This is a genomic window from Rhizobium sp. AG207R (genome assembly GCF_027109195.1).
Taxonomy (GTDB): Bacteria; Pseudomonadota; Alphaproteobacteria; order Rhizobiales; family Rhizobiaceae; genus Rhizobium; species Rhizobium dioscoreae.
In genome coordinates this window covers 149,388-175,550 of record NZ_JAEPVT010000010.1, presented here as the reverse complement: position 1 = coordinate 175,550, position 26,163 = coordinate 149,388, and the positions used below count along the sequence as shown (strand labels likewise).

The 26,163-nt window shown below is 59.7% G+C and carries 26 protein-coding genes; 10 read left to right on the top strand and 16 right to left on the bottom strand.

Going from position 1 to position 26,163, the window contains the following annotated elements:
- Positions 1 to 92: 92 nt before the first annotated feature.
- The 3 genes from ssuD to JJQ51_RS23630 are packed head-to-tail and all read left to right on the top strand — an operon-like array spanning position 93 to position 2,940.
- Complete coding sequence (gene ssuD, locus JJQ51_RS23640) at positions 93 to 1,268, top strand: FMNH2-dependent alkanesulfonate monooxygenase (protein WP_113333078.1); 1,176 nt, start codon at positions 93 to 95, stop codon at positions 1,266 to 1,268.
- Between the two features lie 24 nt (positions 1,269 to 1,292).
- Positions 1,293 to 2,129: an aliphatic sulfonate ABC transporter permease SsuC gene (gene ssuC, locus JJQ51_RS23635; RefSeq protein ID WP_152096070.1), complete on the top strand. Its 837-nt coding sequence runs from the start codon at positions 1,293 to 1,295 to the stop codon at positions 2,127 to 2,129.
- Positions 2,130 to 2,139: 10 nt separating this feature from the next.
- Complete coding sequence (locus JJQ51_RS23630; RefSeq protein ID WP_145317116.1) at positions 2,140 to 2,940, top strand: ABC transporter ATP-binding protein; 801 nt, start codon at positions 2,140 to 2,142, stop codon at positions 2,938 to 2,940.
- On the opposite strand, the gene JJQ51_RS23625 is transcribed toward JJQ51_RS23630, so the two are convergent.
- The 4 genes from JJQ51_RS23625 to JJQ51_RS23610 all read right to left on the bottom strand — a co-directional run bounded on the left by JJQ51_RS23625 (position 2,937) and on the right by JJQ51_RS23610 (position 5,379).
- The gene (locus tag JJQ51_RS23625; RefSeq protein WP_269245373.1) at positions 2,937 to 3,413 is read right to left on the bottom strand and encodes an SRPBCC family protein; all 477 of its coding nucleotides are present in this window, start codon (positions 3,411 to 3,413) and stop codon (positions 2,937 to 2,939) included. The two genes, JJQ51_RS23630 and JJQ51_RS23625, sit on opposite strands and share 4 nt — an antisense overlap.
- Positions 3,410 to 3,754, bottom strand: a complete 345-nt coding sequence (locus JJQ51_RS23620; protein ID WP_069613092.1) for an ArsR/SmtB family transcription factor — start codon at positions 3,752 to 3,754, stop codon at positions 3,410 to 3,412. Before JJQ51_RS23620 ends, JJQ51_RS23625 begins: the two co-directional genes overlap by 4 nt.
- Positions 3,747 to 4,439 (bottom strand): glutathione S-transferase family protein, encoded by a 693-nt coding sequence (locus JJQ51_RS23615; RefSeq protein WP_113333082.1) that lies wholly within the window; start codon positions 4,437 to 4,439, stop codon positions 3,747 to 3,749. The genes JJQ51_RS23620 and JJQ51_RS23615 overlap by 8 nt, the downstream gene beginning before the upstream one ends.
- A 115-nt stretch (positions 4,440 to 4,554) precedes the next feature.
- The gene (locus tag JJQ51_RS23610; RefSeq protein WP_113354596.1) at positions 4,555 to 5,379 is read right to left on the bottom strand and encodes a methyltransferase domain-containing protein; all 825 of its coding nucleotides are present in this window, start codon (positions 5,377 to 5,379) and stop codon (positions 4,555 to 4,557) included.
- Positions 5,380 to 5,525: 146 nt separating this feature from the next.
- On the opposite strand from JJQ51_RS23610, the gene JJQ51_RS23605 reads away from it, so the two are divergent.
- Positions 5,526 to 6,251 carry a DUF2270 domain-containing protein gene (locus tag JJQ51_RS23605; protein WP_113354597.1) on the top strand — a complete coding sequence of 242 codons (726 nt, stop codon included), beginning with the start codon at positions 5,526 to 5,528 and terminating at the stop codon, positions 6,249 to 6,251.
- Between the two features lie 44 nt (positions 6,252 to 6,295).
- Here the strand turns inward: JJQ51_RS23605 and JJQ51_RS23600 are convergent, their stop codons facing one another.
- The 4 genes from JJQ51_RS23600 to JJQ51_RS23585 all read right to left on the bottom strand — a co-directional run bounded on the left by JJQ51_RS23600 (position 6,296) and on the right by JJQ51_RS23585 (position 9,286).
- Entirely contained in the window at positions 6,296 to 6,562 is a 267-nt protein-coding gene (locus JJQ51_RS23600) for an usg protein (RefSeq protein WP_015340141.1), read from the bottom strand.
- A 183-nt stretch (positions 6,563 to 6,745) separates the two neighbouring features.
- Positions 6,746 to 7,576: an ABC transporter permease gene (locus JJQ51_RS23595; RefSeq protein WP_113354598.1), complete on the bottom strand. Its 831-nt coding sequence runs from the start codon at positions 7,574 to 7,576 to the stop codon at positions 6,746 to 6,748.
- Complete coding sequence (locus JJQ51_RS23590; RefSeq protein WP_113354599.1) at positions 7,573 to 8,385, bottom strand: ABC transporter permease; 813 nt, start codon at positions 8,383 to 8,385, stop codon at positions 7,573 to 7,575. Before JJQ51_RS23590 ends, JJQ51_RS23595 begins: the two co-directional genes overlap by 4 nt.
- 118 nt (positions 8,386 to 8,503) lie before the next feature.
- Positions 8,504 to 9,286 carry an ABC transporter substrate-binding protein gene (locus JJQ51_RS23585; protein ID WP_113354600.1) on the bottom strand — a complete coding sequence of 261 codons (783 nt, stop codon included), beginning with the start codon at positions 9,284 to 9,286 and terminating at the stop codon, positions 8,504 to 8,506.
- A gap of 357 nt (positions 9,287 to 9,643) precedes the next feature.
- Here JJQ51_RS23585 and JJQ51_RS23580 point away from each other — a divergent pair, with 357 nt between their 5' ends.
- Positions 9,644 to 12,172, top strand: a complete 2,529-nt coding sequence (locus JJQ51_RS23580) for an OmpA family protein (RefSeq protein WP_113354601.1) — start codon at positions 9,644 to 9,646, stop codon at positions 12,170 to 12,172.
- Positions 12,173 to 12,222: 50 nt separating this feature from the next.
- Here the strand turns inward: JJQ51_RS23580 and mobB are convergent, their stop codons facing one another.
- The 3 genes from mobB to JJQ51_RS23565 are packed head-to-tail and all read right to left on the bottom strand — an operon-like array spanning position 12,223 to position 14,322.
- On the bottom strand, positions 12,223 to 12,753 hold the full coding sequence (mobB, locus tag JJQ51_RS23575) for a molybdopterin-guanine dinucleotide biosynthesis protein B (protein WP_113333089.1): 531 nt from the start codon (positions 12,751 to 12,753) through the stop codon (positions 12,223 to 12,225).
- A complete protein-coding gene (gene mobA / locus JJQ51_RS23570) occupies positions 12,750 to 13,400 on the bottom strand; it encodes a molybdenum cofactor guanylyltransferase MobA (protein WP_113354602.1) in 651 nt (216 codons plus the stop codon). Before mobA ends, mobB begins: the two co-directional genes overlap by 4 nt.
- A 10-nt stretch (positions 13,401 to 13,410) precedes the next feature.
- The gene (locus JJQ51_RS23565; RefSeq protein WP_113354603.1) at positions 13,411 to 14,322 is read right to left on the bottom strand and encodes a DMT family transporter; all 912 of its coding nucleotides are present in this window, start codon (positions 14,320 to 14,322) and stop codon (positions 13,411 to 13,413) included.
- 334 nt (positions 14,323 to 14,656) lie between these two features.
- On the opposite strand from JJQ51_RS23565, the gene JJQ51_RS23560 reads away from it, so the two are divergent.
- A complete protein-coding gene (locus JJQ51_RS23560) occupies positions 14,657 to 17,206 on the top strand; it encodes a methyl-accepting chemotaxis protein (RefSeq protein ID WP_113354604.1) in 2,550 nt (849 codons plus the stop codon).
- A 103-nt stretch (positions 17,207 to 17,309) separates the two neighbouring features.
- Here the strand turns inward: JJQ51_RS23560 and JJQ51_RS23555 are convergent, their stop codons facing one another.
- Together JJQ51_RS23555 and moaA are read right to left on the bottom strand one after the other, a co-directional pair.
- Positions 17,310 to 18,062, bottom strand: a complete 753-nt coding sequence (locus JJQ51_RS23555) for an MBL fold metallo-hydrolase (protein ID WP_113354605.1) — start codon at positions 18,060 to 18,062, stop codon at positions 17,310 to 17,312.
- A 20-nt stretch (positions 18,063 to 18,082) separates the two neighbouring features.
- Positions 18,083 to 19,132 (bottom strand): GTP 3',8-cyclase MoaA, encoded by a 1,050-nt coding sequence (gene moaA, locus JJQ51_RS23550; RefSeq protein WP_113354606.1) that lies wholly within the window; start codon positions 19,130 to 19,132, stop codon positions 18,083 to 18,085.
- Between the two features lie 133 nt (positions 19,133 to 19,265).
- Here moaA and JJQ51_RS23545 point away from each other — a divergent pair, with 133 nt between their 5' ends.
- A complete protein-coding gene (locus JJQ51_RS23545; RefSeq protein ID WP_113354607.1) occupies positions 19,266 to 19,640 on the top strand; it encodes a gamma-butyrobetaine hydroxylase-like domain-containing protein in 375 nt (124 codons plus the stop codon).
- Positions 19,641 to 19,671: 31 nt separating this feature from the next.
- Positions 19,672 to 20,871 carry a low temperature requirement protein A gene (locus JJQ51_RS23540; RefSeq protein WP_152092745.1) on the top strand — a complete coding sequence of 400 codons (1,200 nt, stop codon included), beginning with the start codon at positions 19,672 to 19,674 and terminating at the stop codon, positions 20,869 to 20,871.
- Here the strand turns inward: JJQ51_RS23540 and JJQ51_RS23535 are convergent.
- Positions 20,865 to 21,350, bottom strand: a complete 486-nt coding sequence (locus tag JJQ51_RS23535) for a MarR family winged helix-turn-helix transcriptional regulator (RefSeq protein ID WP_113354609.1) — start codon at positions 21,348 to 21,350, stop codon at positions 20,865 to 20,867. The two genes, JJQ51_RS23540 and JJQ51_RS23535, sit on opposite strands and share 7 nt — an antisense overlap.
- A 45-nt stretch (positions 21,351 to 21,395) precedes the next feature.
- Here JJQ51_RS23535 and JJQ51_RS23530 point away from each other — a divergent pair, with 45 nt between their 5' ends.
- On the top strand, positions 21,396 to 22,361 hold the full coding sequence (locus JJQ51_RS23530) for an alpha/beta hydrolase (protein WP_269245372.1): 966 nt from the start codon (positions 21,396 to 21,398) through the stop codon (positions 22,359 to 22,361).
- A gap of 56 nt (positions 22,362 to 22,417) precedes the next feature.
- Positions 22,418 to 23,026, top strand: a complete 609-nt coding sequence (locus JJQ51_RS23525) for a pyridoxamine 5'-phosphate oxidase family protein (RefSeq protein ID WP_113333098.1) — start codon at positions 22,418 to 22,420, stop codon at positions 23,024 to 23,026.
- 54 nt (positions 23,027 to 23,080) lie between these two features.
- Here the strand turns inward: JJQ51_RS23525 and JJQ51_RS23520 are convergent, their stop codons facing one another.
- Both JJQ51_RS23520 and JJQ51_RS23515 read right to left on the bottom strand, forming a co-directional pair.
- Positions 23,081 to 24,148, bottom strand: coding sequence for a GGDEF domain-containing protein (locus JJQ51_RS23520; RefSeq protein ID WP_269245371.1), 1,068 nt, complete (start codon positions 24,146 to 24,148; stop codon positions 23,081 to 23,083).
- 197 nt (positions 24,149 to 24,345) lie between these two features.
- Positions 24,346 to 25,953 (bottom strand): fumarate hydratase, encoded by a 1,608-nt coding sequence (locus JJQ51_RS23515; RefSeq protein ID WP_113354612.1) that lies wholly within the window; start codon positions 25,951 to 25,953, stop codon positions 24,346 to 24,348.
- Between the last annotated feature and the right edge of the window lie 210 nt (positions 25,954 to 26,163).

Below are 26,163 nucleotides of genomic sequence, written 5' to 3'. Positions count from 1 at the left end.
TTGTCGATATAATCCCTGGTCTATGCCACTATCCGGATCGAACATCGGGAGGTGGCTCCCGACCACGCGCATCCAGAAAGCAGGAAAGCTTCATGACCGCGACCGCAAAACCCATCGATTTCCTCTGGTTCATTCCGACCTCCGGTGACGGCACCTATCTGGGCACGGCCGATCTCAACCGCGGCCCGGAGATCGGCTATCTCCAGCAGATCGCGCAGGCGGTCGACCGGCTGGGCTATACGGGTGTGCTTTTGCCGACTGGTGTTTCCTGCGAAGAATCTTTTGTCACCGCTGCAGCTCTTTCGGCACATACTCAGAAGCTGAAGTTCCTGGTGGCGATCCGCCCGGGTACGGCGTCGCCCGCCTATTATGCCCGTCTCGCCTCGACGCTCGATCGTGTCTCGAATGGCCGAGTGCTGCTCAACATCGTCGTAGGCGGCAGCCCGGCGGAGCTGGCCGGTGACGGCATTCATCTGGAACACGATGAGCGCTACGCCCATGCCGATGAATTCTTCCATGTCTGGGAAGAGCTTCTGGAGACGGGCTCGTCCACTTTCGAGGGCAAGTATATCAAGGCCACCAATGCAAGGCTCGGCCTACCGCCGGTGCAGGCGCCGCGCCCGCCGCTCTATTTCGGCGGCTCTTCCGATGCCGGCATCGAATTCTCAGTCGGTCGCGTCGACAAGTATCTGACCTGGGGCGAGCCGCCGGCACAGGTCGCCGAGAAAATTGCAAAGGTGCGGGCGGCCGCTGCCAAGCGGGGACGCGAAGTCAGCTTCGGCATCCGTCTGCATTTCATCGTTCGCGAGACGGACGAAGAGGCGTGGGCTGCGGCCGACAAGCTGATTTCCAAGCTCGACGACGAGACGATCCGCGAAGCGCAGGAGCAATTCGTCAACCAGTCCGATTCCGTCGGGCAAAAGCGCATGGCCGCACTGCATGGCGGCCGCCGCGACAAGCTTGAGGTGTCGCCCAACCTCTGGGCCGGCGTCGGTCTGGTGCGTGCTGGCGCCGGTACGGCGCTTGTCGGCTCACCGAAGACCGTTGCCGCGAGGCTGCGGGAGTATCAGGAGCTCGGTATCGAAACCGTGATCGGCTCGGGCTATCCGCATCTGGAGGAAGCCTATCGTGTTGCAGAGCTTCTCTTCCCCGAGCTGGGGTTGAAGCGTGACGAGCAACGTGCCGGGTTCCGCAACGAATTCGGCGCCAAGCAGATTTTCGCCGGCGGCAGCCATGGCGGCAATCTGAAGGTCGTTTCCGGCTCGTAACGCCAGCTCAAAAGGGAGATCCCCATGTCGGCATTCGACACGTCCTTCGTCCGCGTGGCCTCGGAGCGGCGCACGCGCCAGGCCAGGGTCGCGCGGCAAGGCATCTCGTTCCAGAGATTTCTGCCGTTCCTGCTGCCGGTGGTCGTCATCGCGGCATGGCAGCTAGGCTCGTCGCTTGGATGGATCTCCACCCGTATTATGCCGTCGCCGGCGGCAGTCGTGGTCGCCTTCTGGCAGACCACGATTTCCGGGCAGCTGCCGAACAATATCCTTGTCAGCGCCGGCCGCGCCTTTGCCGGCCTGCTTGTCGGCGGTTCGATCGGCTTCCTCCTTGGTATCGCCAATGGCGTCTCGCGGCTGTCTGAACAGCTGACGGATACGACGCTTCAGATGCTGCGCACCATCCCGCATCTCGCCATGGTGCCTCTCGTCATCCTCTGGTTCGGGATCGGCGAGGAATCGAAGCTTTTCCTGACGGCGCTCGGCGTGCTCTTCCCGATCTATCTCAATACCTATCACGGCGTGCGCAATGTCGACCGTGGATTGATCGAAATGGGGCGGGTCTATGGCATGAGCAACTGGACGCTGTTTCGGAAGGTCATTTTCCCCGGCGCCCTTCCGTCCATCCTGGTCGGCTTGCGCTTTGCCCTCGGCATCATGTGGCTGACGCTAATCGTTGCCGAATCGATCGCGGCATCGTCGGGCATCGGCTACATGGCCAACAATGCCCGCGAGTTCGGCATGACCGATGTCGTGGTGCTGACGCTGGTCATCTACGCCATCCTCGGCAAGCTCGCCGATGTCGTCGCACGGGCAATCGAGCGCAGGGCCTTGCGCTGGAACCCGGCCTATCAGAATTGAGGAGCTTCCCATGAGCGTCAACACACTCGATCGCCCGCGGGCGGAAGCCAAAAATGTCGCCTCCCAAGTTACGGGCGCGGCAGCCATCCATATCAAGGGTCTGGAGAAGAGTTTCGGCAACAACCGCGTCCTGCGTGGCATCGATCTCGATATTCCCGCCGGCCAGTTCGTCGCCGTCATCGGCAAGAGCGGCTGCGGCAAGAGCACGCTGCTGCGCATCCTTATGGGGCTGGAAGAGCCGAGTGCGGGCCATTTGCGCTTTGAGGCAGCCGACCGCAGTGACGCGCAACCGAATACGCGCATCGTGTTTCAGGAGCCGCGTTTGCTGCCTTGGCTTTCTGTCGCCGACAATGTTGCGGTAGGTCTGGGCGAGGGCGTCCCGCAGGATATTTCACGCAAGGAAACGGCCGCCGTTCTTTCCGAGGTGCAGCTGGCCGAGAAGGCCGGCGAATGGCCGTCCAGCCTTTCCGGCGGACAGAAGCAGCGCGTGGCGCTGGCCCGTGCGCTTGTCAGCAAACCCGGTATCCTCGCGCTCGATGAACCGCTCGGTGCGCTGGATGCTTTGACCCGCATCAGCATGCAGGAATTGCTGAACCGCGTCTGGCGTGAATTGGGCTTTACCGCCGTGCTTGTTACCCACGACGTCAGCGAAGCCGTGCATCTGGCCGATCGCGTCGTGGTGCTGGACGAGGGCAGGATCGTGCTCGATCTTGCCATTCCCTATCCGCATCCGCGCCGCCATGGCAATCCGGCGCTGGCAGAGCTCGAAGGGCAGCTGCTGGCGGCGATCCTTGGTGACGCACGGGGTTAATTCGGCCCGCTATCGTTCCCCTCGACGTAGAGCCTGAGATTGTCAAAGCCGATTTCCGTGCCCATGAGGCGCGAGCCATTGTCGCTATAGCCGTCGAGGAAAACGACCTGCTCGACGAAGGTCATTTTCGTGCCGCCGGGTTCTGAGGCAAAATTGACAGTTGCGAGCGACACGGAAATCCTGACGTCGTCGAGCATCATGTCAAAGGCATAGATGAAGCGCTCGTTCTGGACGACGTCGATATAGCGCGCCTGATAGGCATGCACGACGCCATCCGTGGAGGCAGTACGGTTGCTTTCGCTGCCGCCAGTGCGGAAATCGAGCTGGAAATCCAGCTGCTTCCATTCGCCGTGACAGGCAAACCATCGCTGCTTCTGTTCGGGGATTGCCCAGGCATTGAAAACCTTCGGCAGGGGCGCCTTGAAATAACGCTCTATGGTGATGGTCGTATGGTCTGTCGATCTGATGCTCATTCGTCTGTCGTCTCCGTCGATGTATCAGCGAGAAAGAGGTCGAGCCGGTCGAAGGTCCTGTTCCAGGACGCCTTGCGCTCGGCAATCCAGCGCTCGACAGCTGCCAGCGCTTCCTTGCGCAGGTGATAGGTGCGCACCCGGCCGGTCTTTTCAGATAGTACCAGTCCGCTCGTCTCCAGCACCTGCAGATGTTTCATCACGGTCGGCAGCGCCATGTCGAGCGGCTGTGCCAGTTCCGTGACCGAGGCCGGTCCACGTCCGAGCCTGTCGATCATGCCGCGCCGGCTCTGGTCGGACAGGGCTTGGAACATCCGGTCGAGTGCCTGTGTTTCCTCAAGCATTCGGCTTTTCCGGCCGGAACTGCGCCGGCAGCTTGTCACTATAAGGGTACATATGGAAATAAGGCATTGCTTCCTGCAATACGCGCGCGAAGGACGGGCGCTCGATAAGGCGTTGATAATAAGCTCTCAGCCGACCATGCTCTTTGGCGAAGGGGACAAGGGTTTCAGCGTAGAACAGAGCTGGCGCGGCGGCGCAATCCGCCATGGTCAGGCTGTCGCCGGTGATCCAAATCTTTCCGTCCAGCTGCTTTTCGATCATGCCGTAGGCGGTGCGCAGTAAGGTCTCGGCGTCGGCGACGCTTTGCGGGCTGCGATTCTCGTCTGTGCGGCGGACGTCCGCGACGATCGCTTGCATCGGCTCCTGCACATAGAGATCGAAGAAGCGATCCCAGAGCCTGACGCACAGGGCATCCGAAAGTTCGGTCGGCAACAGCTGCGTTGCGCCGGGATAATGCCGGTCGAGATATTCGATGATGATACTGGTCTCCGGAACGGTGCTGTCGAGTGCTTCATCGCGCAGGACTGGAAACTTGGCGAGAGGCCAGAGGCGCACCAGCGAGGCACGCGATTCCGCATTGCCGAGATCGATGATGCGGCTTTCGAAGGGTGTTCCGTTCTCATAAAGCGCCATCAAGACCTTGTGGCAGAACGAGGCGAGCGGATGCTGATAGAGAATAAGGGACATGCGACAACCTTCCGAGCTGATACTTATCTGAATGGCTAAGTATCAGGTTGCTGGTTGCCGCGCAAGGAAATAGTTATCCAAATGGATAACTATTTTCGGCGTGATGTATTTCGCTTCAATCGGCGAGACGACGGGCAATGACCAGATGGCCGGGCGTTGGCTGGCCATCTTCCATGCGGACGTTGATGTCGGTGATTTCGACGAGTTCGAAACCCGTCGCAGTCAGCCGTTCGCGTACATAGGCTTCCGAATGGGCGAAGCGCTGATGCGGGCCGACCATATAGGGACGTCCAGCCATGGTCGCCTCAGGCAGGGTCTCCGAAGAGAAGATGAAGAGGCCGCCCGGCGTCATGTTTTCGGCTGCGCCAAAAAAGAGCGGTTCCAGGGCGCCGAGATAGGGTAGGACATCCGTCGCGGTGATGAGATCGAAGGCATCCTCATCGTTGTCGTCAAGGAAATCCTCGACCTCAGCGACGAAGAGCGTCTCGTAGATGTCCTTCTCATGGGCGACTTCGACCATGTTCTCGGAAATATCGATGCCGGTGATATCCTCGACGATATCGCGCAACGTGCCACCCGTCAGGCCCGTGCCGCAGCCGAGATCGAGCATGCGCTTGAAGGGGCCGAGACCAAGCGCCTGCAGGCGCTGGCGCACGAGAACCGGGACGTGGTAGCCGAGCTGCTCCACCAGCACATCCTCGAAAACCTCGGCATGCTGATCGAAGAGCGTCTCGACATAGGCATCAGGCGCCTTGACCGGCGTTTCGCCGCGTCCCATCGAGGCGATGCGCACGGCTGCGCCGCCATGATCCTCCGGGTCGAGAGCCAGAACATGCTCGTAAGCCTGCACCGCAGCGTCGATATCGCCGGCCTTCTCCAGCGTCAATGCCCGGTTATAGGCTTCCGCCAGAGCGTCTTCGTCGATCTTCTTCTTTGCCATGGTTACAGGCCCTTCCTTTTGTCACGCAGGCATTAAGATGCCTGATCGGCTTTTGCAATGCTTGCCGTGCAGGCGCAGAATATGACCTTCGGCATAGGCGGCTTGGGGAGGGCGCTATCCGAACAAAAAATAAGGGAGGAATCACCATGGACAATGAACTCACCGCACCCAACCCGACAAGCGGCCCGGCGGAGCGCGGCCGCCCCTCCTTGCCGTCGACGTCGGCTGAAGTCACCAATACGCTGACTCATTATTATCGGGGTGAATTGGGGAGGATGACGAGTTGGCGCGATCGCATCGACCGGACATCGAACTGGGCGATCACGGTGGTTGCGGCTCTACTGTCCGTGTCGCTGTCGACGCCGACATCGCATCACGGTGTTTTGCTGTTCGGCATGATGCTGATCACTCTGCTGCTGATGATCGAGGCGCGGCGATATCGCTTCTTCGATGTCTACCGCTCGCGGGTGCGGCAATTGGAGCGGCACTATTTCGCCCAGATTCTGGCGCCGCAGGCCGAACTCAGTTCCGATTGGGCGCTGCCGATCGCGGCCAGCCTTCGGTCTCCGCGGCTTTTACTCAGCTATGCAGAGGCGGCGCAGCGGCGGTTAAGGCGCAATTACTGCTGGATGTATGGAATCCTGCTCCTTGCTTGGATATTGAAGATTTCAACACCGAGACTCCAGACGAATGGTGGCGTGCAAGAGATGCCGCACTCGTGGAGCTATATTATCGAGAATGCGGCACTCGGACCGATGCCCGGCGAAGCGGTCATCATCCTCGTCGCGGTATTCTATGCCTTCGTCCTCTACGGTGCGGTCCGTCGCGGGCCGGACGACGGGGATTTCATCCATGGCGAGGCGCATGTCTGACGGCGGCACAGCCGATCGCGACGTCGTCCAGGCGATCCGGCTGCTTAGTGCAGGATGAATTCTCCTTTTAGCGCCCGCCATTCGGTTGCTGAAATCAGCTTGCGATGGACATAGCGCACGGAATGCAGCGGGCCATCCAGCGTTTCCTGCCAGAATTTCAGGAAGCCGCGCATTTCCGGGAAGTTCGGGGCGAGATCATAGTCCTGCCAGATATAGGTCTGCAGGAATTGCGGATGATCGGGCAGGCGGTAGAAGATCTGCGCCGTGGTCAACCCATAACCCTGCAACTGCTTTTGCATGTCGTTATGCATGAGCTTTCTCTTTCCGTTCCCATTTTTTCGTGACTCATGGTCACTCAAATATGGAAACAGCAGATGGTAAACTCAAGCTTTACAAAAATGTCATGAACTAAATTTATTCACAGAAATCAATGTGTTAGCAGCATCTATGTGGGAGTGCTGCCAAGGTTGCGCCTGGGCGCAGCCTTGGCGAGATCAGCGCTTGAGATGCCGCGTCAGCCGGCCTTCCATCCGTGCCCAGCCATTCCGCATGAGTTCGACGATCACGAGGTAGAAAATCGCTGCCCAGAGATAGATCTGGTAATCATAGGTGCGTGAGAAGGCATAGCGGGTCTCGCCCATCAGGTCGTAGACGGTGATGATGGAGACGGTGGCCGAGCTCTTGATCAGCAGGATGATCTCATTGCCGTAAGGGCGGAGCGCCACGATGAGCGCCTGGGGAATGATAATCTTGCGGAAGGCGATCCAGGTATGGATACCAAGCGCGCTGGCGGCTTCCCGCTGGCCCCTCGGCACGCTCTGAATGGCGCCTCGGACGATTTCCGTCTGATAGGCGGCCGTGTTCAGTGTCATGGCGAAGACGCCGCAATAGAAGGGATCCTTGAAGAACCACCAGAGACCTATGTCTTCCAGCAACCAGCGGAAGCTCGGGAAACCGTAATAGACCATGAAAATCTGGGCCAGCAGCGGCGTGCCGCGAAACAGATAGACATAGCAATAGGTCAGCGTGCTTAGAAATTTATTGCTCGACATACGGGCGAAAGCGAGCGGTATCGAGAGGATGGCGCCGAGGATGAAGGATGTGGCGACCAGTTTGATCGTAATGCCCAGGCCATGCAGAAGCCTCGGGCCGTAGGTTTCGAGCTTGTCGACGTCCCAGCCGAAGACGATCATCGCCAGCAGCGAAATACCGAGAATGGCCCAGAGGGTCAAAAAGAAATAACCGGCAATGCGCGCTTTGGACAGTTTCCTGACCGTCTCCGGCGGTGCCGGTCGCGCGGCGATCAGAACTTCGGCATGGCTCATCGATGGACCTCCGCGCGTTTAGCCCATCGATCGAGATAGAAGAGGCCGACGGAAGAGATGACGGCCAGTGTCAGATAAAACAGGCAAGCGATGGAATAGAAGGTGAAAGGTGCCTTGGTGGCACGAACGGCAATCCCCGTCTGCCTGATGATGTCGGCAAGGCCGATGATGGACACGTAAGACGTATCCTTCAGCAGGTTCATCCAGAGGTTCCCGAGATTTGGCAAGGAAATACGTACGAGTTGCGGCACGATGATAAGCCGCATGGTTCGCGCCCGATGAAATCCAAGGGCATCACCTGCCTCATACTGACCTTTGGGAATGGCTTTGAAGGCAGAGAGGAGGACTTCCGAGCAATAGGCGGAAAAGACGATCGCCAGTGCTACCATGCCGGCCGCGAATGCATTGATCTCGACGGGGCCATTGTAGCCGAACTTGGCGAGTAGCGATTGCAGAAGGATCTGCATGCCGTAGTAGATGATGAAAAGCGTCAACAGTTCCGGCAGGCCACGGAAAATCGTCGTGAAGACACCTGCCGCAAGCCGCAACGGCCTTTCCTCGGATTGCTGCGCGAGCGCGACGAAGAAGCCGATGATGACGCCAAGCGGCAGCGTCAGGACCGAGACGGCTATGGTTATCTTCAATCCGCCGGCCAGTTCGTCGCCCCAGCCCGTATCGCCGCAAGCGAGCATGGTATCCGGTCGGAACATGCTGAACACGGTGAACAGTCCCGCAGGACCGCACAATGGATCAAAAATCGTACTCAACCAGGTCCACAAGGAACCAAGGGCGGAAAACAATCCGCTCATGCTATATTTCCCCTAGCGGCTTTTGCCGCGTTTCTGCTTATATTCTTCTCGTTGTCAAACAAAAACGGCGGAAGGGCAAGCTTCCGCCGTCGTCTTTTCCCAGGGAATCGACGGGCGATCAGTCGCCGTAGACGTCGAAATCGAAATACTTGTCCTGGATTTTCTTATAGGTGCCGTCAGCGCGGATCGCAGCGATCGCGGCGTTCAGCTTGTCCTTGAGAGCCGTATCGCCCTTGCGGACGGCGATGCCTGCACCCGCACCGTTGATGACCGGATCGATTTTCAGCGTGCCGAGCATCTTGCAGCAATTGCCTGCATCGGACTTTACCCATTCCGACAGCACGACCACGTCGTCGATGGCGGCGTCGATGCGGCCATTGCTGAGGTCGAGCTTGTATTCGTCGGCCGACGGATAAAGCTTCAGCTCGGCATCCTTCAGGTGCGCCGAGGCGTAGTTCGCATGCGTCGTGGACGACTGCGCACCAATCGTCTTGCCCTTCAGGGCTTCGTCGGTGGCTTCCTTGAGGGTGGAGTCCTTCGGAACGGCGATCGCCGGCGGCGTGTTGTAGTACTTGTTGGTGAAGTCGACGATCTTCTCACGTTCGGGCGTGATCGACATCGAGGAAACGATCGCGTCGAACTTCTTGGCCTGCAGAGCCGGAATGATGCCGTCGAAATCCTGGTTCACGAAGGTGCACTTGACCTTCATCTGATCGCAAAGCGCATTGGCTATATCGATGTCAAAGCCGACGAACTTGCCACCTGCATCGAGTGATTCGAACGGCGGATAGGTCGCGTCGGTGCCGATGACGAGCGTGTCGCCGTCGGCAAGCGCCGCGCCGGCGACAAGCGACATCGCGGCAAAGGACGCGGCGGCAAGAAGACGAGTGGAGATGCGCATATTGACCCTCTCTGTTGGTGGCCGGCAGCCCATTATTGTTTTTGGCAGACGGCTCGAGTGGAGCGGGCCGGTAGCCCGCCTTGCGGCGATATTCGTACTTTTTTTCTGGAAAATGCAACTGGAATTACGAAGGCAACCTGCCTTTGCGCAATGCAAGCCCGCCAAAGGGAAATCTGAACGAAACCCATCCGCTGCGTTCAGCCAGGGTTAATTGCGGCAACCTAATAGTGCGGGAACTTATAGCGGCTTGCCGCGATTCAGCCTCACGAGAACCGAAAATTGGCCGGGATCTTGAGGCAATCGCCTTGCCGCTGAGATTCGCAATTCGGCGGACAAAGATCATAAGAGGAGACCCCTATGGGAAAGCGATCCAGACTATTTGCCAGCGCCGCGTTTCCGCTGCTTTCGCTATCGCTCGCCTTCGAGCCGGCAGCAGCGGCGGCACTTCGTGAACAGCCCATAGCACCGCTGAACAATGGCATCGGTGATGTGGCCGCGATGGCCCTCGACACCAGTTTCGAGGTGGCGCAGCAGGAAGCGCCGGCAGCTCAGCCCGATGAGGAGCAGCTCAAGCACAAGAAGCCTGCCGAAGGCGGAGAGGGTCAGAAGCATCAGGGTGGCGGCGAGCAGCAGCACCAGATGAAGCAGGTCGAGCCTGAAGGCGAGCCGCAGCAGAAGGCGCCGAAGCAGCAGCAGCCGGAAGCCAAGCCGCCGAAGGCCGAACATCAGCAGCCAGCGGAGCAGGAGCAGCCCAAGCCGCAGAAGCAGCAACCGGCCGCGGAAGCCCCACCCGAGCCGAAGAAGCAGCGCCAGCAGCCGGCTGAAGAGCAGCCTCAGGCACAGCCCGAAGCCAAACCGCAGCCTAAGGCCGTCGCTCCCGAGGCAGAGCCACAAGCCCCGCAGCCGAAGCAGAAGGCCAAGCAGTCGGAAGCAAAACAGCCTGCGGAGCAAGAGCAACCGAAGCCGCAAAAGCAGCCGGCCGAAGCGCCGCAGCCGAAGGTAGAGCAGCAGCCTGCTACGGAAGCGCAGCCGGAAGCCCAGCCGCCGAAGGCCAAGCCTGGTGCGAAGGCACAGCAGCCGGCTCCGACCGAGAAGCAGGCTCCCGCCGCCAGCGAACAGCCGAATCAGGAGGCTCAGCCTGGAAAGCAGGCGCAGCCCGAACAGAACGCCCATCCCAAGCCGCAAGGTCAGACCGAGGCTCCGGCAAAGCAGCCTGCCGAGCAGCAGCCGGCACCGGCCGGCGAGCCTACCCAGGGACATAAGGCACAGCCGGGAACGCAAGCTCAGCCCCAGACGCAGGCGCAACCTGAGACCCAGCCCGGGACACCAGCGACACCTGGCGCCCAGCAGGGCCAGAAGCAGGGTAGCGATAAAACTCACGGTAAGCAGCCGCAGAACCAGCAGCAGGGCGAGCAGCCCGCAGCCAATCCGCAGCAGCCGGCCCAGCAGGGCACGCCGCAAGGACAACCCGCTCAGGCTGGCAACCCGGCGACGTCGCAGCCCGGCAAGCAGCAGCCCGCCAATGGCGCCGCGACGCCGGCCCAAGGTAGTGCAACGGCTCCCGCCGCAAACGGCAATGGCCAGCAAGCTGGCGAAATCCAGGTGCCTCCGGCCGAGCAGGTCTCGCCGCAGGAACTGGAGCGCCGCAAGAAGATCGCGGAAAACCCAGCCTCTGCCAATGGTCCCGTCATCCTGCCGGTCGAAAACGGAAGCGCGGTTCTGGACAGCCAGAAGGATGCGGTTCGTCGAGGCGAGCATCGGAACAACGGACAGAACCCCGCTGCTCCGGGCGCCCAGGGTGGTGGTGGACAGGCGGGTCAGGCTCAGCAGAGCGGACAGGCTCAGAATGCTCCGGCCCAGCAGCCACCACCGGCCTACACCAAGCCGCCGACCTCCGATGCCGAGGCGCAGCGCGCGGCAGCCGGCGCCCAGCCGCAACCCCCGGTCAAGATGGAAGCCGTGACCAGCGAGCAGGGCCGCCGCATCGATCGCCGGCCGGACTTTGCCCCACCGCAGGGAACGACGGTCCAGACCATCATCAATCAGGACAACCGGACCATCGTGAATGTCGACAACACCTATGTCGTTCGTCACGACGACAGCGAGCGCTTCATCCGAGGTGGCGAGCGGCCGGTCTACGAACAATTGTCGCGCGACCGCTATCGTGAAACGATCGATCAGCCCGATGGCGATCGCGTCGTGACGATCCGCAACCGCTACGGCGACATCATCCAGCGCTCGCGCATCGACGCCAGCGGCCGCGAATATGTGCTGTTCTACTCGCCGGAACTGGAAGATCGTCCGGACAATGACGACTACTTCCGCGATCCGGGCGACAGCCTGCCGCCGATGCGACTGCTCATTCCGCTGAGCCAGTACATCATCGACACGGCATCGAACCGCAACGCCGACTATTACGACTTCCTGCGTGAGCCTCCGGTCGAGCCGGTCGAGCGCATCTATTCGGTCAACGAAGTCCGCTATTCGGCTCGTATCCGAGACAAGATCCGCCGCATCGACCTCGACACGATCACCTTCGCAACGGGCAGCGCCGAGATTCCGATGTCGCAGGCGAGCACCCTTCGCGGTGTCGCCGATGGCATGTTGAAGATCATCAAGCGCGATCCGACAGAAACCTTCCTGATCGAGGGCCATACGGATGCGGTGGGTTCGGCCCAGAGCAATCTGATCCTGTCGGACCAACGTGCGGAATCGGTTGCCAACGTACTGACGGATGTCTACGGCATTCCTGCCGAAAACCTGGTTACTCAGGGCTATGGCGAGCAGTATCTCAAGGTGAATACGCTCGGTCCGTCGCAGGAAAACCGCCGCGTCACCATCCGCCGCATTACGCCGCTGGTGCGCCCGGTCGCATCGAACCGGTAAGGATCAGCTTACAGCTGAACGGCAAGGCCGCCGGGAAACCGGCGGCCCTTCTATTTCGTCGGGTTGCCGAGGCCCACTTTTGCAGCGATGAAATCGGCGATGGCGATCGTGTCGTCGAGGTCGAAAACGACGAGCGAACCGGCGTCTTCAACCGGATGATCCGCGGCGATGGCCACGATGTGAGGGTCTTGCGGGGCGAGCAGTTCGCGCTTTGCCGCTTCCAGCCGGCGCGCCTCGATCTTCGGAATCGGTTCGCGCTTGTAACCTTCGATCAAAACGAGGTCGCAGGGGGCGAGACGCGCCAGTATTTCTTCGAAGCTCGGTTCGGGCGCGCCGCGCAATTCGTGCATGATGGCATAGCGCGTGCCTGAAACGATGGTGACTTCATGAGCGCCAGCCTCGCGATGACGAAAACTATCGGCGCCAACCTTGTCGATATCGAAATCATGATGCGCATGCTTGATGGTCGAGATGCGATAGCCACGCCGGGTGAACTCGGTGACCAGCCGCACGGCAAGCCCCGTCTTGCCGGAATTCTTCCAGCCGGCGATGCCGAAGATTTTGGGCCGAGATTTCGTCATGACGTGCGTTCCAAAGCTGCCAGCCATGCCTCCGCTTCTGCGAGATCGGCTGGTGTATTGATGTTGAAGAAGGGGTCGAGAGGCCCGATTGCCGTTTGGATCGCGGGAAACTCCACCCGCCGCACTTTATGCCGGGCGAGGAAATCTCTCACGCGCCGCTTTGCGTCCGTGGCGATCCATCGCTCCAGATCGTCGGCTGCGGAGACGGGCCAGAGACCGAAAACAGGATGATCCTGACCAAGAGATGCGGCAATGGCAATCTCGTCAGGGCCGTGAATGACCTCGGCGAGGCGGGCGATAAGATCGGCTGGAAAAAAGGGGCTGTCTATGGGGAGAGTGGCGATATGCGAGGCCTCTAGGTAACGCGACCGCGCGTCCTGCAACGCAGCGAGCACACCTGTGAGCGGCCCCAATTTACCGGGAATTGTGTCCGGTATGAGCAGCATCCCCATAGCGTCCGGCCAATCGGCATCCGCATTCAGTGCGATTGGCTTGCTTTGCCGTTGCTCAATCTTGGAGACGATGCGGGCGAGCAGGCTTTCGCCGGCGAGCGGTGCGAAGGCCTTGTTTGCGCCCATGCGGCTGGAACGGCCGCCCGCAAGCAGAACGACGGGAATATCTTCGGGATTGGCGATGAAGTCGGACATGGTTGCGACCTCAGGCGGGAACGCCGGGTTCTGATTCCTGCGCGATGGGCTCGGCCGCCCGCCGTTTGCTTTCGCGATAGAAAGTATAGATGCCGGAGGCGATGACAACGGCAGCGCCGAAAACAGACCATCCGTCCGGCACCTCGCCAAAGGCGATCAGGCCGAGCAGGGCCGACCAGATGAGACTGAGATAGCGGAAGGGCGCGACGAAAGAGATTTCGCCCGTGCGCATGGCCAAGATGACGCTCTGGTAGCCGATCAGCACCAGCACGGAGGCCAGCAGGATCTGCAGGAGCGATGTCGTGCTCACTGGCTGCCAACCGCCAAAGGGGACGATGCACAATGCTCCGAATATGGAAATGGAAATTGCCGTACAGAGCGTGACCATCAGCGACGGCACATTCTTATCGATGCAGCGTGTCGCCAGATCGCGGGCGGCGGTCGCAAACATGCAGGCGATGGCAAGGAGGGCCGCTGTCGTGAACCCGTCCCGGCCGGGCCTGATGATGATCAGCACGCCGACGAAGCCGACGACAATGGCCGTCCATCGCCTCCATCCCACAGGCTCCTTCAGGAAAATCATCGCGCCAAGCGTCACGGCAAGCGGTACTGCCTGTTGGATGGCGGAGGCATTGGCGATGGGCATCATTCCAAGAGCGGTGATATAGGTTGCCGCCGCCAGTGCTTCGCAGGCGATGCGCAGCGCAATCATCGGCTGCAGGATGACGCGCCAATTGCGCAGAGCGCCCATTCGGCGAGCGAGCAGATAGACGAAAAAACTCGTGAACAGGCCGCGGATGAAGATGATTTCGCCTGCATTCATCGTGGCGATGACTGTCTTGGACAGCGCATCGCTGCAGGAGAAGCCGGCCATGGCAGCCGCCATGAAGAGCGCACCCTGCGTATTCTTGGTCAGTCGCATAAGAGATGAGTCCCCGATATACCCATCTGGATTAGCGCCGTTTTCGGCAAATTGGAATCGGCTGTGCTTTGGGTGCAGTTGAATTCGATTGTGCAGTGCGGCGAAATTGCTGCGAAAGAAAGGTTGGTTTTTCGCGTAATGGTCGCGAAATGATACGGCGGTTGTAATTTTTTTGCCAATGCGAAGAGTTTCGGGCAGGCGATTAATCCTTATTCAATCTTATTTCCCGAGGCTCACAGCGGTTTTGCATGAGGCAGAAGCACCTACCGCAGCGCAGCAGGAATGACGATCCCGCCTCCGCTGGAGATTTTTAATAATCCAGTTGAGGCGCCGCATGTTTTTCATTGATCGTCTTTTGCAAGGCCGCAGGATTGTCACCAAAGTCCTAATTTTCGTGGTACCGCTGGTGGTTCTCATCGCCGGTGTCGGCCTCGTCGGTTATCACACCGCCAATATTCTGAACGGTCACATGACCGTGACGCGCGCCACGATCGAAAATATCAGCGATTTCGAGAACCTGCAGGCTGCCCTCCAGGAATTCACGGGGTCACCTTCCGATGATACGCGCCAGGCACTGGCCGACAAGGTCGATGCGCAGGAACAGGGTGTCCGTCGATTGAGCGGGCTGCTCAGCGACGATCAGCGCGCCAAAATCGTTCCGGTCACCGAGCTCGCCGCCAAGATGCGCACGCAGGAAGCCACGCTCTGGTCTATCAAACAGAAGCAGGACAGCGACGTCGAAGCCATCCGGAAGGCGGTGCAAAATGTCGAGGCGACCGCCAAGGCGGCCGGCAAGCAGATCGACATCATCCGCAAGGATTTCAGCGACAAGGAGACCTTTGCCAAAGAACTGCTCTACGATGCCGCCGCTTATAAGGGCCTTTCGGAGAAGATGAGCAATCTGCGCATTCAAGTCCAAATGGCAGCCGACTCCACGGAAGAAATTTCCGATGCACGCACCTACGCCGATGCCATCTTGAAGCAGGTGACGGTTTCAAAGGCACTGGTTTCGAAGCGCGGCGCCAGCCTCGTTGCGAATGCCTCCGATGCTGCCGACAAGCTCGACGCGGTCCTGAAGGGCTCCGGTACGCCCGACCAAAAGGTCGAGGCCATGGCGCCGATCCTGCAGAGCTTCGTGAAGATCGAAGGCGAGATGACGCTGCAATCGGCCAAGAACAGCGATACAGCCGCCGATCGTTTCGTCAGTCTGGACAAGATCATCGATGGCCAGAAGGAGCTTCTGGATCACGTGGATCAGGCGCTCGGTCTCGTCGATCGCCTGACCCTGCATGCCTCGCGTATGGAAAATGTCCGCGATGCTGCATCGCGCGAGCCAGTGCTTACGGACCTCAAGGATCTGCAGAGCGTTGCTGCCAGGATCTCGGAACTTGGCCAGACCAACGCCACCATGCGTGATTTTTCCGCTCACATGAAGCCGCTGATCGACGGCCTGACCAATGGATCGGCCGATCTGCTTCAGACGGCAGCCGACTGGAAGACGACGCGCGTTCAGTCCAATACCCTACTGGCCGATGCGATGACCTCGCTGCGTGGCTTTGTCGCCCAGGCGCAGGAACTCGGCAAGGAAGACAGCGAACGCTCGGCCAATGTCTCGGTCATCGCCATGATCGTCGGCACGCTGCTTGCCATCATCGGCGGACTGATGCTGGTGGAAACCCTGCGTGGACCGCTGAAGCGTGTCACCGACGTCATGACACGCCTTGCCAGCGGTGACCTGGAAGTCGCGATCGACGGCCGCAATCGCGGCGACGAGATCGGCGACATGGTGCGCTCCGTCAGCGTCTTCCGCGATGCCGCGCTCGAAAATGTCCGGCTGGAGCGGGAGGCTGAAAGCGCCCGTGCGCTCTCCGCCGAAGAGGCCGCCCGCCGCGCCGCCGAGCGCGCCCGCATCGAAGCCGAGCAGAAGCAGGCGCTCAATGCGCTGGCCGATGTTCTCGCCAAGCTTGCCGACGGCAATCTGGAGGAGGGCATGCGTGAGGATCTTTCCGCCGATTTCGTGGAAATGGCCTTCACCTACAATCATGCGGTCGAAGCTCTGCGCGAAACCCTGACGGACGTTCGCTATACGGCCGAGGAAATCAAGGGCGGCACCGGCAACCTTGCCATGTCGGCTGACGATCTGGCGCGGCGCACCGAACAGCAGGCGGCCGCTCTTGAGGAAAGCTCGCGGGCGCTGCATCGCCTCAGCGACGTCGTGCGCTCGACCGCCGATCGTGCACGGCAGACGGCGACCTCCGTCAATGAGACGCAGGCTTATGCGACGCAGTCGGGCGAAGTGGTTGCCAAGGCTGTGGGCGCCATGAGCGAGATCAACCGTTCCTCCGAGAAGATCGCCACGATCATCGGCGTCATCGACGAGATCGCCTTCCAGACCAACCTCTTGGCGCTAAATGCAGGGGTCGAGGCAGCCCGTGCCGGCGAAGCGGGCCGCGGCTTTGCCGTCGTCGCCCAGGAGGTGCGCGAACTGGCGCAGCGCTGTGCCAATGCGGCGAAGGAGATCAAGGGCCTGATTTCGGCAAGTTCTGCCCAAGTGCAGAATGGCGTACATCTGGTCGAGCAGACCGGCGCGGCACTGGCTGAGATCATCAACCATGTCACCGGCGTCCAGAGGCTGGTTGCCGATATTTCCTCTGCCACCACCGAGCAGTCGACTGGTATCGAGGAAGTGACGCGTGCCGTTTCCGAAGTCGAACTGATCACGCAGCGCAACGCGGCGATGGTTGAGGAGAACAACGCGGAGATCCACGGCCTTCGCCAGCGGGTCGACATGCTGTCGGAAAAGATTGATCGCTTCCGCACCGGCGATGGCGAGGTGGAATATGCGAGCTACAGCAGTACGGATGCGCGATATCGCGCCGCATAAAGCGGTGCTTTAGATAAGGCCAATAACCGATTGATGCGCCGGGCTAATGGTTCGGCGCATTTTGATTGAAGCTTACTGTCGCGATCACGGCGCCGCGGACGAATTACCGGCCGAGATTCAGCGTTTCACCATCGGCGGGGATTAACAGGCGCAACGGATCGAGACCACCTGCTTCTGCGGTTTGGCGAAGATCCTGGCGTGTGACGGTCGCGTGATCGAGCGCTTCCATATGGGTTGCGACGATAGTCGCTTGCGGTGCGAGCCGGCTGACTTCGAGCGTCTGTTTGTCATCCATGACGATCAGGTCGCCGTCCCAACGGGCGCCGCAGGAATGGGTGACGATGATATCGGGCGAGAATTCATGGATCGTTTCGATGACCGGAGGGTAAAGCACGGTATCGCCAGCCCAATAGACGGTAGGTTCGCCGGCAGCTTCCAGCGTGAGGCCGATGACCGGCCCCATTTTTTCCACTACTGGCCCGACACCGTGGCTGCCCTGCCGGGGCGTGATTGTCAGCCCTTGCCAAGTGATCGATTGCGCAAGCGGGGTCACATTTGTGAAGCTGGCGTCGCGGATACGTCCTTCGTCACCGGGTTGGCAAAGGATCGGCAATGTTTTCGGCACGCGCTCCTTGGCCACAGCATCGAAATGATCGGTATGCAGATGCGATACAATCACCAGCTCGACGCCCTGGAGAATATCGTCGATCGAACGTGGCAGTTCCGTCATCGGATTGGGAGAGCGGCCAGTGAAGGACGGAAGACTATGGCGCGGTGCAAAGTAAGGGTCGATCAGCAGCACATGGCCGCCATAGCTGATCTTCAGCGTCGCGTTGCGAATAAGCTCAAGCTGCATGTAGATTGTCTCGATTTAATTTAGCCGCCGGTAACGCTCATGTGGCGCGCGACCACTGGGCGGTTGTGCGTGCGGTCGATGATGAAGTCATGACCTTTGGGCTTGCGGGTAATGGCTTCGTCGATTGCGGCGTGGAGCAGGGCGTCATCCTCGCTTGCGCGCAACGCTGTGCGCAGGTCGGCCGCATCGTTCTGCCCCAGGCACATATAGAGCGTACCCGTGCAGGTGAGCCGCACGCGATTGCAGCTCTCGCAGAAATTATGGGTCATCGGCGTGATAAAGCCGAGGCGACCGCCGGTCTCTGTGACTTCGACATAGCGGGCAGGGCCGCCCGTCTGGTAAGGGATGTCCGTCAGCGTGAACTGATCTTCGAGATCGGCGCGCAACTGGGAGAGCGGCAGATACTGGTCGGTGCGGTCTTCGTCGATCTCGCCCATGGGCATGGTCTCGATGACGGTCAGGTCCATGCCGCGACCATGCGCGAACCGCAGCAGGTCGGGAATTTCGGTATCGTTGAAGCCTTTGAGCGCGACGGCATTCAGCTTGATCTTCAGGCCGGCCTTCTGCGCCGCGTCGATGCCTTCCATCACCTTGGAGAAATCTCCCCAGCGGGTGATCGTACGGAATTTATCAGGATCCAAAGTATCGAGCGACACGTTGATGCGCCGGACGCCGCTATCGTAAAGTTCTTCGGCATGGCGGGCGAGCTGAGAACCGTTGGTCGTCAGGGTCAATTCGTCGAGTGCGCCATTTTTCACGCTCTCGCCGAGTTTGCGGACCAGAAACATGATATTCTTGCGCACCAGAGGTTCGCCGCCGGTAAGCCTGATCTTGCGCACGCCCTTGGTGATGAAGGCGGAACAGAGCCGGTCGAGTTCTTCCAGCGTCAGCAGATCCTTCTTGGGCAGGAAGGTCATGTGTTCGGCCATGCAGTAGGTGCAGCGGAAATCGCAGCGATCGGTGACGGAAACGCGCAAATAGGTGACCGCGCGCCCGAAAGGGTCAATCATCGGGCTTCTATCCGCTGCCAGCGGCGAGGCGCCGCCTATCGTACCGACAATGCTGTTCACTCAAATCTCCATCACGCTGCTAATGTGTGCATAGGCGATTGTTGCGTCAAGGAAAATGACTTTCAATTATACTTGCGTGTGGAGCTGTGGCGGCATAATTCTCGAAAACACACTGAAAGGCATGGGAAAATCGATGAGTGACGTTTGGCCGACCGAATTGCGGGTCTCGAAGGATCGCCGTCACCTCATCGTGACGTTCGATAACGGCGCGAGCTTTAACTTGCCGGCCGAGATGCTGCGGGTGCTGTCCCCCTCCGCCGAGGTCCAGGGACATGGGCCGGGACAAAAGGTTACCGTGCCGGGCAAGCGCAATGTCGGCATCATGTCCATGACGCCGACCGGCAACTATGCCGTTCGCATCGGGTTCGACGACATGCACGATACCGGCATTTTCACATGGTCCTATCTGCGCGAGCTTGGAGAAAGGGGCCAGGAGCTTTTCGCGGCCTATGAGGCTGAGCTGAAGGAAAAGGGTCTCAGCCGCGACCCGGCTGGAAGGTCGCACTAGCAAACTCCGATAACGGATAGGGGGCGTAAGCATGATCCTTGGGGGTAGGGAAAACTGGCTTCGCGCCAAGGGCAGCAAGAACGAGAGCAAGGTTTCCTTCGTCGAGCTGTTTTTCGATCTGGTTTTCGTTTTCTCGATCTCGCAGCTTGCGCATGCGCTGGCCGAGCATTTCACCCCATTGGGAGCGCTCGAAGCCATCATGCTGATCTTTGCAGTGTGGTGGGTCTGGATTTTCACGGCGTGGGTCACGAACTGGCTCGATCCCGACCGCATGCCGGTGCGTATCATGCTGTTTACGCTGATGTTTGCGGGACTTATCCTCTCCGCCGCTATTCCCGAGGCTTTTGGCGAGAAAGCGATTTTCTTTGCCGGCGCCTACGTCTTCATGCAGGTCGGGCGCTCGCTGTTCACAGTCTACGCTCTCAAGAATGCCAGCGCGGCCAACCATCGCAATTTCCTGCGGATCACCTGCTGGCTCGTCCTGTCCGGCATTTTCTGGATTTCGGGCGCGCTGATCGAAGGCGATGCTCTTATTGTGCTTTGGCTGATCGCTCTCGTCATCGAATATTCGGCCCCTGCGCTCGGCTTCCGGGTGCCTGGGCTTGGCAAATCGACGCCGGCGGACTGGAATGTGTCGGGCGCGCATCTGGCCGAACGTTGCGCGCTCTTCGTTATCATTTGCCTCGGCGAAGCAGTGCTGCAGGCTGGCAAAACCTTTGCCGAGCAGCCGGTTACGCCGTTGATCGTGGCGGTGTTTATCACCGCCTTCGTCGGCACGGTTGCGCTGTGGTGGATTTATTTTCAGTTTGGGCATGAAAGGGCGGCTCATCGCATCGAGCATGACGACATGCCGGGTAGTCTCGCGCGGCAGGCATTTACCTATGCGCATATTCCCATCCTCGCCGGCATTATCCTGAGCGTCGTCGGAGATGAATTTCTCTTTGCTCATCCACATGATGCCGCCGACATGCACGCTGCAGCCGCGCTACTCGGCGGACCGGCGGTCTTTCTCCTTGGAAATCTCTGGTTCAAAGGGGTAACCACCGGCCGGCCGCCGCTATCGCATATGGCGGGGCTTGTTGGGCTGGCGCTGTTGCTGCTTACCTTGCCGATGGTTGTGGTCTATCAGCTCGGCATCCTCGCCACGGCCGTACTCGTCGTCGTTGCGATCTGGGAATTCGCCTCGCTGAACCGGGTCGTTCCTTCGGCGCGCTCAGCCGGCGATCATTGATCGCCAGCAAGCTCTAGCGGTTCACGTTCTTCCTGTAGCAGGAGACTGACGACGCGTTCCATATGCACGGTGATCGCTTCACACTCTTCGATCGGCGCATCCGAGAGCATCCGGTCGATGAGCGCAGTCTGGATGATCATGGCTTCCTCGGTTACACGGCGCCCTTCCTCCGTCAGGTAGAGGCGGAGCACGCGTTTGTCCTGCTTGTCGCCGCGCCGTTCGATCAGCCCCCGCTTTTCCATCTGCGGCAGCAACATGCTCATGTTGGAGCGGCCGACCAATAGCTTGCGGGCGAGTTCCTGCTGGGAAATGCCTTCAAAGCGAAACAGGTTGACGAGAATGTCGAGGTGCGGCGGCTTGATGTCGAGATGCGCCAATGCCCGTCCGAGTGATTGTTGCATCAGCTGGCAGGCGCGCGCCACGGCGATCCAGCTTCGAAAACGCGGATGGTCCCAGGGAAGGGGTTGATTTTTGTTCATCGTTGTACTTTATTGTTCATAGTTGAACATTATCGGATTCCCACTATGCCATCCTTTGCGCTCAAGGTCACCCGGTCGAGTCTCGCCGGTCTCGAAAGGCTGTCTCCGCGGCTCGCCGGCAAGGCGGCTTTCCGGCTTTTCTGTCTGACGCCTTCGCGTCGCCCACGCGGCTCGAAGGCCAAGGCGGCGCATATGGAAGGCAGGCAGCGTCTTCTCGCAGCAGAGCAGGTGATGCTGCCGCTTCCGGGCGGCCGTGCCATGGCCTACCGCTTCAACGGCGGAGCCAAGGGAACGCGCAAGCGCTATCTCGTGGTCCATGGCTGGGGTTCCAGCAGTGAATACATGTCCGAACTGGCCGCATTCCTTGCCGACGATGGAGCGGAGGTGATCTCGCTCGATCTTCCCGGGCATGGTCGCTCAGGCGGGCGGTTCTTGAATGTGCGTTTGGCCGTCTCCGCCATTGCCGCGGCGTCGGCCCGTTTCGGAGCCTTCGATGCCGCGATCGGACATTCTTTCGGCGGCGCATCGCTGACGCTGGCATCTGCAGGCTTTCTGCCTGGCATCGAACCGATTTGGCCAGGCAAACTGGTGTTGATCGGCGCGCCGAGCGCCATGGGCTGGCTGTTTAAGGATTTCGGCCGCCTGATGCGACTTGGACCAGCGACGCAGGCGGCCCTGGAAGACGAGGTTCGCCTGGTAACGGGCAGGACGCTCGCTTCCTATGACCAGAAGCGCGACCGGCTCGATCCGAGCCGGCCAGTTCTTGTCGTCCATGCCGAGGATGACAAGGAAGTGAGCGCCGATCACGCGCGCGGCTATGCCGCCGAGGGCGCGCATGTCCGTATCTTCTGGGCCAACGGTTTCGGGCACCGGCGCATTGTGAGTGCTGCACCCGTGCTTGACGCCATCCAGAGCTTCCTTGCCGAAGATATCGAGGAGGAAAATTCGCTCGAAAATCATGACGGGACGGTGCTATCGTTCTACCGAACTCCGCTGCGTCGCTCGTCATAACGATGTCTGCGCTGCCTCGGATCTGAGTGGATTGCCATAGAGAAGCGTGAGGCCGCATGCACATCGTCACATCCGTCGAGGAACTGAAGCAGCTCTATGGCGACGCCGGCGAAGCGTCGATCACGAAGGTAACGAGTGTCCTGACACCACTTTATCGCCGGATGATCGAAGTATCGCCCTTCATGGCTCTGGCAACGGTCGGGCCTGAAGGGCTTGATTGTTCACCGCGCGGCGACTTGGGTGGAGTCGTTCGCGTGGAGGATGAGAAGACCCTGCATCTGCCGGATTGGCGCGGCAACAATCGCGTCGACTCTCTTGCGAATATCGTGCGCGATCCGCGCATAGCGCTGATGTTTCTCATCCCGGGATCGAATACGACGATGCGGCTCAACGGTCGGGCTGTCGTCTCGATCGAGCCAGCATTGCTCGACAGTTTCGAGATGGATGGGAAGCATCCGCGCTGCGTTGTCGTCATCACGATTGAGGAAGTCTATTTCCAGTGCGCGCGAGCGGTGATGCGGGCCGAGCTGTGGAATGCGGAGCGGTTCGTCGATCCGGCAAGTCTGCCGAGTCCAGGCATGATGCTCAAGGCTGCAAAGGCCGATTTCGATCAGGAAACCTATGACCGCGAGGCGCCGGCGCGGGCCGCCAAGACGCTTTGGTAAACAAGCCGCCGGCATGCCTGGGAAAGCAGCGCCGGCGGTTGGTTGGCTTCGCTTCTAATTCTTGTAGATGAGCCAACTTTTGGTGAAATCCTTCTGCATGCCGTCCTGATAGACGCTGCTGCAATTGCGGCCGGCATTCTTGGCGCAGTAGAGCGCCAGATCGGCCTTGTTATACAGCTCTCCCGAATCGGCTGCTTCCGAAGCCATGCAGATGCCGAGGGAGAGAGTGATCGGACCATAATCGACCCTGGTGCGCGAATTCTTGAACGGCGTCGCTTCCAAGGTGCGACGTACCCGTTCGCAGACTGTCGTAACGTCCTCGATGCTGGTGGCTTCCAGAATGAGGGCGAATTCCTCGCCGCCGACGCGGGCGACGAAAACGTCGCGGCGCACATTGGCGCGGATGATCGAGGCGACGGTCGCCAAGATCTTGTCGCCGACCGGATGGCCGAAAGTGTCGTTGATCCGCTTGAAATGATCGATATCGGCAAGCACCAGAGCGGTCGTCGGTCTGGTCAGCTGATTGTCGAAGATCGAGACCAGCCGGTCCTCGAAGGCGCGACGATTGGAAAGCCGGGTCAGTGCGTCGGTATTGGCGATGCGCTTATATTCGTCCAGTTCCTTGCGAACCAGCTCCATTTCCTGGCTCCGCTGGACGACGTTCTCGACCGTCTTTTCACCATGAGCCATGGTGTCGCCTGTCGCTGCGGCGAGCATGTCGATGGCGCCGCGCAGCAGTTCGGCGCTGTTGTGGCTCCTCGAACTTATGCTCTCACAGGTCTCGCCAAGCAGGCGATTGTAGCTTTGGAGCGTCGTCTGTTCCTGGCGCAGGGCGCGCAGGACGGCATCGAGTTCGGTGGTCAGACGGGTATGCGCATCGTCGAAGACACGACCCGCGTGATGCGGAAAATATTTGGCTCCGATGTCGTCCAGCTCTTCCTGGGTGGCGCTCTTGCCGAGGGCTGCCAGTTCACGGGTGAGAGCGAGATTGGAGCCTATATAAGCTTCATAGAAAAGTTCGTAATTGCGCGGAATAGGTGCGATCCCCATGGATCGCATGGCGTATGTAATCTGCCCTGCCACGTCGGGAATTTGCGCCTTGGGCGCAATCGCCGTACTCATCGTGAGCTCCGTAACATGTATTGGTTAAATCCCTTCTTTATCTATGCAAAGATTCTTTGAGAAAATATTAAGGACGTGATTGTGAAAAATCCTCTGTGATTACGGTTTTATTCGGAAATAATTACAATTGAAGGATGGTTTTACAGAAGGGGCGCTGATGCGCCCCTTTCGATATGTTCGATCGCAAGTGGTTTTTTCTATCCGAGATTGAGTTCCTGGAAGAAATCGTTGCCCTTGTCGTCAATGACGATGAAGGCGGGAAAATCCTCTACTTCGATCTTCCAGACGGCTTCCATGCCGAGTTCCGGATATTCGAGAACCTCTACCTTCTTGATGCAATCTTGAGCAAGGCGGGCAGCCGGCCCGCCGATCGAACCGAGATAGAAGCCGCCATATTTCTTACAAGCTTCCCGTACGGCACGCGAGCGGTTGCCCTTGGCGAGCATGACCATGGAGCCGCCGAAGGACTGGAACTGGTCGACGTAACTATCCATGCGGCCCGCGGTTGTCGGGCCGAAGGAACCGGAAGCATAGCCAGCCGGTGTCTTTGCCGGGCCGGCGTAATAAACCGGATGGTTTTTCAGGTATTCCGGCATGCCTTCGCCTTTTTCCAGGCGCTCGCGGATTTTGGCATGCGCCAGGTCGCGTGCCACGATGATCGTGCCGGTGAGCGACAGCCGTGTCTTGACGGGATGTGCGGATAGTTCTGCCAGGATATCCGCCATAGGCCGGTTGAGATCGATGCGGACCATGGACTCCGAGAGCTTGGCTTCATCGATCTCGGGCATGTACTTGGACGGATCGGTTTCGAGCTGCTCGATGAAGATGCCGTCGCGCGTGATCTTGCCCTTGGCCTGGCGATCGGCAGAACAGGAGACGCCGAGGCCGATCGGCAGCGATGCGCCATGACGGGGCAGGCGGATGACGCGGATATCATGGCAGAAATACTTGCCGCCGAACTGGGCACCGACGCCGAGGCTCTGCGTGAGCTTGTGGATTTCCTTCTCCATTTCGATATCCCGGAAGGCATGTCCGCTTTCGGAGCCTTCCGTGGGAAGACAGTCGAGATACCGTGTCGAGGCGAGCTTGACCGTCTTTAAGTTCATCTCGGCAGACGTGCCGCCGATGACGATGGCGAGATGATAAGGCGGGCAGGCGGCCGTACCGAGCGTCAGGATTTTCTCCTTCAGAAAATCCAGCATGCGGTCATGCGTCAGAAGCGACGGAGTGCCCTGATAGAGGAAGGTCTTATTGGCCGAGCCGCCGCCCTTGGCGACAAAGAGGAATTCATAGGCGTCGGTGCCTTCCTCATAGATATCGATCTGGGCGGGCAGATTGTTTTTGGTGTTCTTTTCCTCGAACATCTTGATCGGTGCGAGCTGCGAGTAGCGCAGGTTCTTCTTCTCATAGGCATCGAGTACGCCCTTTGCCAGCGCGCTGCTGTCGCCGCCCTCGGTCCAGACGCGGCGGCCTTTCTTGGCCATGATAATGGCGGTGCCGGTGTCCTGGCACATGGGAAGCACGCCGCCAGCGGCGATATTGGCATTCTTCAGCAGATCGTAGGCGACGAAGCGGTCGTTATCGGTGGCTTCCGGGTCTTCCAGGATCGAGGCGAGCTGCTTCAGGTGGCCGGGGCGCAGCAGGTGGTTGATATCGGCGAAAGCCGTCTCGGCGAGCAGGCGGATGCCCTCGGGTTCGACGGTCAGGATTTCCTGGCCCTTGAAGGTGTCGACGGAGACGTAATCGCCCGAAATCTTGCGGTAGGGGGTCGTGTCGTCGCCGAGAGGAAACAGATCGTCAGCCATTTGGGAAACCTTTCAAGCCGGATGGCGGGGAAGATGTTTGGAAACGATCTAAATCCGGCTTGAGGCAAAAGCAATTGTTTGGCTGTCGGTCGACATTTCAAAATGGGAGATTGTCGACGGGTATGCGCAGGACGGGGTGAGTCTTTTTTGATGCTGAGGCCCTGTGCCCGGCCCCTCACCCTAACCCTCTCCCGCTTGCGAGGAGAGGGA

Coding starts and splice junctions, on each gene's coding strand:
- ssuD (WP_113333078.1), top strand. CDS start 93: ATGACCGCGACCGCAAAACCCATCGATTTCCTCTGGTTCATTCCGACC.
- ssuC (WP_152096070.1), top strand. CDS start 1,293: ATGTCGGCATTCGACACGTCCTTCGTCCGCGTGGCCTCGGAGCGGCGC.
- JJQ51_RS23630 (WP_145317116.1), top strand. CDS start 2,140: ATGAGCGTCAACACACTCGATCGCCCGCGGGCGGAAGCCAAAAATGTC.
- JJQ51_RS23625 (WP_269245373.1), bottom strand. CDS start 3,413: ATGAGCATCAGATCGACAGACCATACGACCATCACCATAGAGCGTTAT.
- JJQ51_RS23620 (WP_069613092.1), bottom strand. CDS start 3,754: ATGCTTGAGGAAACACAGGCACTCGACCGGATGTTCCAAGCCCTGTCC.
- JJQ51_RS23615 (WP_113333082.1), bottom strand. CDS start 4,439: ATGTCCCTTATTCTCTATCAGCATCCGCTCGCCTCGTTCTGCCACAAG.
- JJQ51_RS23610 (WP_113354596.1), bottom strand. CDS start 5,379: ATGGCAAAGAAGAAGATCGACGAAGACGCTCTGGCGGAAGCCTATAAC.
- JJQ51_RS23605 (WP_113354597.1), top strand. CDS start 5,526: ATGGACAATGAACTCACCGCACCCAACCCGACAAGCGGCCCGGCGGAG.
- JJQ51_RS23600 (WP_015340141.1), bottom strand. CDS start 6,562: ATGCATAACGACATGCAAAAGCAGTTGCAGGGTTATGGGTTGACCACG.
- JJQ51_RS23595 (WP_113354598.1), bottom strand. CDS start 7,576: ATGAGCCATGCCGAAGTTCTGATCGCCGCGCGACCGGCACCGCCGGAG.
- JJQ51_RS23590 (WP_113354599.1), bottom strand. CDS start 8,385: ATGAGCGGATTGTTTTCCGCCCTTGGTTCCTTGTGGACCTGGTTGAGT.
- JJQ51_RS23585 (WP_113354600.1), bottom strand. CDS start 9,286: ATGCGCATCTCCACTCGTCTTCTTGCCGCCGCGTCCTTTGCCGCGATG.
- JJQ51_RS23580 (WP_113354601.1), top strand. CDS start 9,644: ATGGGAAAGCGATCCAGACTATTTGCCAGCGCCGCGTTTCCGCTGCTT.
- mobB (WP_113333089.1), bottom strand. CDS start 12,753: ATGACGAAATCTCGGCCCAAAATCTTCGGCATCGCCGGCTGGAAGAAT.
- mobA (WP_113354602.1), bottom strand. CDS start 13,400: ATGTCCGACTTCATCGCCAATCCCGAAGATATTCCCGTCGTTCTGCTT.
- JJQ51_RS23565 (WP_113354603.1), bottom strand. CDS start 14,322: ATGCGACTGACCAAGAATACGCAGGGTGCGCTCTTCATGGCGGCTGCC.
- JJQ51_RS23560 (WP_113354604.1), top strand. CDS start 14,657: ATGTTTTTCATTGATCGTCTTTTGCAAGGCCGCAGGATTGTCACCAAA.
- JJQ51_RS23555 (WP_113354605.1), bottom strand. CDS start 18,062: ATGCAGCTTGAGCTTATTCGCAACGCGACGCTGAAGATCAGCTATGGC.
- JJQ51_RS23545 (WP_113354607.1), top strand. CDS start 19,266: ATGAGTGACGTTTGGCCGACCGAATTGCGGGTCTCGAAGGATCGCCGT.
- JJQ51_RS23540 (WP_152092745.1), top strand. CDS start 19,672: ATGATCCTTGGGGGTAGGGAAAACTGGCTTCGCGCCAAGGGCAGCAAG.
- JJQ51_RS23535 (WP_113354609.1), bottom strand. CDS start 21,350: ATGAACAAAAATCAACCCCTTCCCTGGGACCATCCGCGTTTTCGAAGC.
- JJQ51_RS23530 (WP_269245372.1), top strand. CDS start 21,396: ATGCCATCCTTTGCGCTCAAGGTCACCCGGTCGAGTCTCGCCGGTCTC.
- JJQ51_RS23525 (WP_113333098.1), top strand. CDS start 22,418: ATGCACATCGTCACATCCGTCGAGGAACTGAAGCAGCTCTATGGCGAC.
- JJQ51_RS23520 (WP_269245371.1), bottom strand. CDS start 24,148: ATGAGTACGGCGATTGCGCCCAAGGCGCAAATTCCCGACGTGGCAGGG.
- JJQ51_RS23515 (WP_113354612.1), bottom strand. CDS start 25,953: ATGGCTGACGATCTGTTTCCTCTCGGCGACGACACGACCCCCTACCGC.